The following is a 4811-nucleotide window of genomic DNA, read 5'->3' as shown; positions in this document are numbered from 1 at the left end:
GACTTTTTCAAAGGAACCTCATCCTCGACCTGATGGCCGGGGACGGGGTATCAACATATCTGGCGTTGATTTTTGGCACGCTGTTGAGTTCTCAAGGAACGGACGCTTCCTTTGTACTCACCCTCTCGGGCTTTCCTCCGGGCGCTTCCCTTCGGTCTTTCTTTCTTGCGTTTCCGACTCTATCAGACCGTTTCACCGGCCGATTTCCTCGGGGTCTTGCTCCGCTTTCCGGCCTTTCGGCTTTCCGGCGGTTCCGACTCTATCAGATCCTTTCGGGCCTGATTCCCAGTCAGCGGGGCTTGTCTTTCCGGCTGTTGGGCCGTTCCGACGAGTGAGACTTTAGCGGAATCTCGGCTCCCGAGCTAATCGGGGTCCGGGCTCTCCGTTCTTTCGAACGGGGATTCCTCATTTCGCAAAAGCGCGCGCAAACACAACATCGACGAAAGCTGAAGCAGTCGTCGTGCGTTTGAGTGGGTCTTGCGGAATGGCTGTCCGGGGACCGACCGGGGTCGGCGCTCACGTCGGACAACTCGGAGAACACTACGGATCGGCCCGGGGCGTGTCAACTTCACGCCCCGGGCCGGAACGGCTGTCGGCCGGACGGGTCAGCTGTTGTTGCCCGAGGCCAGGGCGCGGCTGCGGTCGCGGGCCGCTTCGAGGGCGGCGATGAGGGCGGCGCGTACGCCGTGGTTCTCCAGCTCGCGGATGGCGTTGATGGTCGTACCGGCGGGAGAGGTGACGTTCTCGCGGAGCTTGACCGGGTGCTCGCCGCTGTCGCGGAGCATCGTCGCGGCGCCGATGGCGGACTGGACGATGAGGTCGTGGGCCTTGTCGCGCGGGAGGCCGAGCAGGATGCCGGCGTCCGTCATGGCTTCCACCAGATAGAAGAAGTAGGCCGGGCCCGAGCCGGAGAGGGCCGTGCAGGCGTCCTGCTGGGACTCCGGGACGCGGAGGGTCTTGCCGACCGAGCCGAAGATCTTGTCGGCGTGGGCGAGGTGGTCCTCGGTGGCGTGGGTGCCGGGCGAGATGACGGACATGGCCTCGTCGACCAGGGCCGGGGTGTTCGTCATGACGCGGACGACCGGGGTGCCGGGCGGGAGCTGCTCCTCGAAGAACGTCGTGGGGATGCCGGCCGCGCCGCTGATCACCAGGCGGTCCGCCGGGATGTGAGGGGCCAGTTCCGTGAGGAGCGTGCCCATGTCCTGGGGCTTCACCGTGAGGATCAGGGTGTCGGCCTGCTTCGCGGCCTCCGCGTTGGTGACCGGGGTGACGCCGTAGCGGGCGCGGAGTTCCTCGGCGCGCTCCGGGCGGCGGGCCGTGACCAGGAGGTCGGCCGGGGCCCAGCCGCCGCGGATCATTCCGCTGAGCAGGGCTTCACCGATCTTGCCTGTGCCGAGTACGGCGACCTTGTGGCTCATGGGCGTGGCCTCCCGTGGTGCGTGTGCGTGTGCGAGTGCGTTTGGTGCGTCGTCCCGTTCCTTGCATGGGTCGTGGGCATCCTCGCACCGGGTGGGCCGCGGGCCGGAGGGGTGTCCGGTGGGCGGACGGTGTCAGGCCGTACGGCGGCGCAGGGTGGCCGCTCCGACGATGAGGACGAGGACGGTGCAGCCCGCGACGATCAGGACGTCGCGGAGGTAGGTGGCGGTGAGGTCGGTGTGGCCCAGGACCTCGTTCATGCCGTCGACGGCGTACGACATGGGGAGGACGTTCGAGATGGCCTCCAGGGCGGGGGCCATGCGGTCGCGCGGGGTGAACAGGCCGCACAGGAGGAGCTGCGGGAAGATCACCGCCGGCAGGAACTGGACCGCCTGGAACTCGGAGGCCGCGAAGGCGGAGACGAAGAGGCCGAGGGCCGTGCCGAGCAGTGCGTCCAGGAGGGCCACCAGGAGGAGCAGCCAGGCGGAGCCGATGACGTTCAGGTCGAGGACCCAGAGGGCGAGGCCGGTGGCGAGGAGCGACTGGACAATCGCGACCGTGCCGAAGGCGAGGGCGTAGCCCGCGATCAGGTCGCCCTTGGCCATGGGCATCGCGAGGAGGCGTTCCAGGGTGCCGGTGGTGCGTTCGCGCAGCGTCGCGATCGAGGTCACCAGGAACATCGTGATCAGCGGAAAGATGCCGAGCAGCGAGGCGCCGATGGAGTCGAAGGTCGCGGGGCTGCCGTCGAACACGTACCGGAGCAGGAGCAGCATCAGGCAGGGGACCAGGAGCATCAGGGCGATGGTGCGGGGGTCGTGGCGGAGCTGGTTGAGGACTCGGGCCGCGGTGGCTGTGGTGCGGTGGGTGTTCATGGCCGTGGGTCACCGGCTTCCGGGAGGGGGGTGCGGGCCGCGTTCGCCTCGTCGACCAGGTGGAGGAAGGCCGCTTCAACCGTGTCGGTGCCGGTCGTGGCGCGCAGGGCGTCCGGGGTGTCTTCGGCGAGGAGTTCGCCGTCGCGCATGAGGAGGAGGCGGTGGCAGCGCTCGGCCTCGTCCATGACGTGTGAGGAGATGAGGAGAGTGGTGCCTTCGGTCCGGGCCAGATGGTGGAAGAGGTTCCACAGGTCGCGGCGGAGGACGGGGTCGAGGCCGACCGTCGGTTCGTCCAGGACCAGGAGTTCGGGGGTGCCGAGGAGGGCGACGGCCAGGGAGACGCGGCTGAGCTGGCCGCCGGAGAGGTTTCCCGCGAGGGCGTGGGTGTGGGTGGTGAGGTCCACGGCGGTCAGGACGCGGTCCACCTCCGCGCGGCGGCGGTCGGCTGCGGTGCGGCCGGAGCCGGGCATCAGGATCGAGGCGAAGTAGGAGAGGTTCTGGTGGATCGTCAGGTCCCGGTAGACGGACGGGGCCTGTGTCACGTAGCCGATGCGGGAGCGCAGGGACGGGTGGCCCGCCGGGCGGCCGAGGACGGTGAGGGTGCCGGTGACCTTGGCCTGGGTGCCGACGAGGGCGCGCATCAGGGTCGACTTGCCGCAGCCCGAGGGACCGAGGAGGCCGGTGATGCGGCCGCGCGGCACGGTGAAGACGAGGTCGTGGAGGACGGGGCGGGTGCCGCGCACGACCGTGAGGCCGGTGGCCCGTACCGCCGGCTCGGTGGCGGGGTCGGACGGGGGCTGGGTGACGGGGGCCCGGGGTTCGGGCGCGGGGCGGCCCGTGGGTTTATTCATCACATGATGAATATCTCGCCGCGGGCGGGCGGCGTCAAGGTGCGCGGGGCGCGTCCGGGGTGGCGGTGAGCCGTTCGCACTCCGTTCGCTTCCGCCGACATCCAGCGGTAATACGCGGAGGCGGCAGGCTCAACTCCCCTACCTGACAATGGATTTCAGTGCGGGGTTGTCATGGAGCGGGCCGGAGGTGTGCCTCTCATGCGTTGTCGTCTACGTTGTCGTCCTGGTCAGAGGAATCAGCGGCTTCCACGAGTGCGGCGGGTGCAGCGGGTGCAGCGGGTTGATCTGTTTGCTTCTGTTGTGGTTTTCCTGGTGGCCCTGCCGTTGTGCGTGGGGGTCGCCGTCGCCTCCGGGGTCCCTGCCGAGCTGGGCATCGTCACGGGGATCGTGGGCGGGCTCGTCGCCGGGGTGCTGCCGGGGAGCAGTCTGCAGGTGAGCGGGCCCGCGGCCGGGCTCACCGTGCTCGTCTACGAGGCCGTGCGGACGTACGGGATCCGGGCGCTCGGCGTGCTGGTGCTCGCGGCCGGTCTGCTGCAGATCGGGCTCGGGGTGCTGCGGCTGGGGCGGTGGTTCCGGGCGGTGTCCGTGGCCGTGGTGCAGGGGATGCTCGCGGGGATCGGGCTGGTGCTGATCGCCGGACAGGCGTACGCGCTCGGGGACGCCGCCATGGACGTACCGGGTGACGGGCTCGGGAAGATCGCCGGGTTGGTGGCCCTGCCGGGGGCCTGGGATCCGGTCGCGCTGGCGGTCGGGGCGGGGACCGTCGGGGTGCTGGTGCTGTGGCCGCGGTGGCGGGCGGGGGCGCGGGTGCTGCCGGCGCCGTTGGTGGCGGTCGTGCTGGCTTCGGCGGTGACCGCGGTGTTGACCGCCGTGGGCGGGTTCGATGTGCGGCGGGTCGAGGTGCGGGGGCTCGTGGATGCCGTGCGGGTTCCTTCGGGCGGGGATTTCGGGGTGCTGGCCGATGTGGGGGTGCTGGGGACCGTCGTCGCGTTCGCGCTGATCGCTTCGGCGGAGACGTTGTTCAGTTCGGCCGCCGTGGACGGGATGCATCGGGGGGCGCCCACCGATTACGACAAGGAGCTCATCGCGCAGGGGGCCGGGAACGCGGTGTGCGGGCTGCTCGGGGCGTTGCCGATGACCGCGGTGATCGTGCGGAGTTCGGCGAACGTGCGGGCCGGGGCCCGGACGAAGGTGTCGCGGGTGCTGCACGGGGTGTGGCTGCTGGTGTTCGCGGCGGCGCTGCCCGCGGTGCTGGGGGTGTTGCCGTTGGCGGCGCTTGCGGGGTTGTTGGTGCATGCGGGGTGGAAGCTCGTGCCCGTACGGACGGTGCGGGGGTGGCGGCGGGAGCATCCCGGGGAGGTCGTGGTGTTCGGGGTGACGGCCGGGGCGATCGTGGCGACCAATCTGTTCGAGGGGGTGTTGGTCGGGATCGCGCTCGCCGTGGGGAAGACCGCGTGGGACATCAGTCATGTGCAGGTGGTGGTGGAGGAGGTGCTGGATGTCGATGCGGTGGTGGTTCGGGTGAGTGGGAACGCGACGTTTTTGCGGTTGCCGAAGTTGCTGGATGCGCTGGAGGGGGTGCCGGTGGATCGGGAGGTTCGGGTGGAGTTGGGTGGGTTGCGGCATGTGGATCATGCGTGTGCGGTGGCGTTGGAGGGGTGGGTTCTGGGGC

Annotated in this window: 5 protein-coding genes; 2 read left to right on the top strand and 3 right to left on the bottom strand. The window is 69.8% G+C overall.

Annotation, left to right across the window (positions count from 1 at the left end; translation table 11 throughout):
* Window positions 1-335 (top strand): hypothetical protein (locus J3486_RS43710; protein ID WP_207831085.1); only part of this gene is annotated, 335 nt, incomplete at its 5' end.
* 270 nt (window positions 336-605) lie between these two features.
* Here the strand turns inward: J3486_RS43710 and proC are convergent.
* The 3 genes from proC to J3486_RS43695 all read right to left on the bottom strand — a co-directional run bounded on the left by proC (window position 606) and on the right by J3486_RS43695 (window position 3139).
* The gene (gene proC, locus J3486_RS43705) at window positions 606-1418 is read right to left on the bottom strand and encodes a pyrroline-5-carboxylate reductase (RefSeq protein ID WP_207831082.1); all 813 of its coding nucleotides are present in this window, start codon (window positions 1416-1418) and stop codon (window positions 606-608) included.
* 132 nt (window positions 1419-1550) lie between these two features.
* Window positions 1551-2288, bottom strand: a complete 738-nt coding sequence (locus J3486_RS43700; protein ID WP_207831066.1) for an ABC transporter permease — start codon at window positions 2286-2288, stop codon at window positions 1551-1553.
* Window positions 2285-3139, bottom strand: a complete 855-nt coding sequence (locus J3486_RS43695) for an ABC transporter ATP-binding protein (protein ID WP_207831044.1) — start codon at window positions 3137-3139, stop codon at window positions 2285-2287. Before J3486_RS43695 ends, J3486_RS43700 begins: the two co-directional genes overlap by 4 nt.
* A 198-nt stretch (window positions 3140-3337) precedes the next feature.
* Between J3486_RS43695 and J3486_RS43690 the strand changes: the two genes are divergently transcribed.
* Window positions 3338-4811 (top strand): SulP family inorganic anion transporter (locus J3486_RS43690; RefSeq protein ID WP_207831088.1); only part of this gene is annotated, 1474 nt, incomplete at its 3' end.

The sequence above is a fragment of the Streptomyces sp. VRA16 Mangrove soil genome, from assembly GCF_017377775.1.
Lineage (GTDB): Bacteria > Actinomycetota > Actinomycetes > Streptomycetales > Streptomycetaceae > Streptomyces.
This window is presented reverse-complemented; position numbering and strand designations above follow the sequence as displayed.

Bases quoted from the DNA above. Each gene is read 5' to 3' on its own strand.
- proC (WP_207831082.1), bottom strand. From the start codon at position 1,418: ATGAGCCACAAGGTCGCCGTACTCGGCACAGGCAAGATCGGTGAAGCC.
- J3486_RS43695 (WP_207831044.1), bottom strand. From the start codon at position 3,139: ATGAATAAACCCACGGGCCGCCCCGCGCCCGAACCCCGGGCCCCCGTC.
- J3486_RS43700 (WP_207831066.1), bottom strand. From the start codon at position 2,288: ATGAACACCCACCGCACCACAGCCACCGCGGCCCGAGTCCTCAACCAG.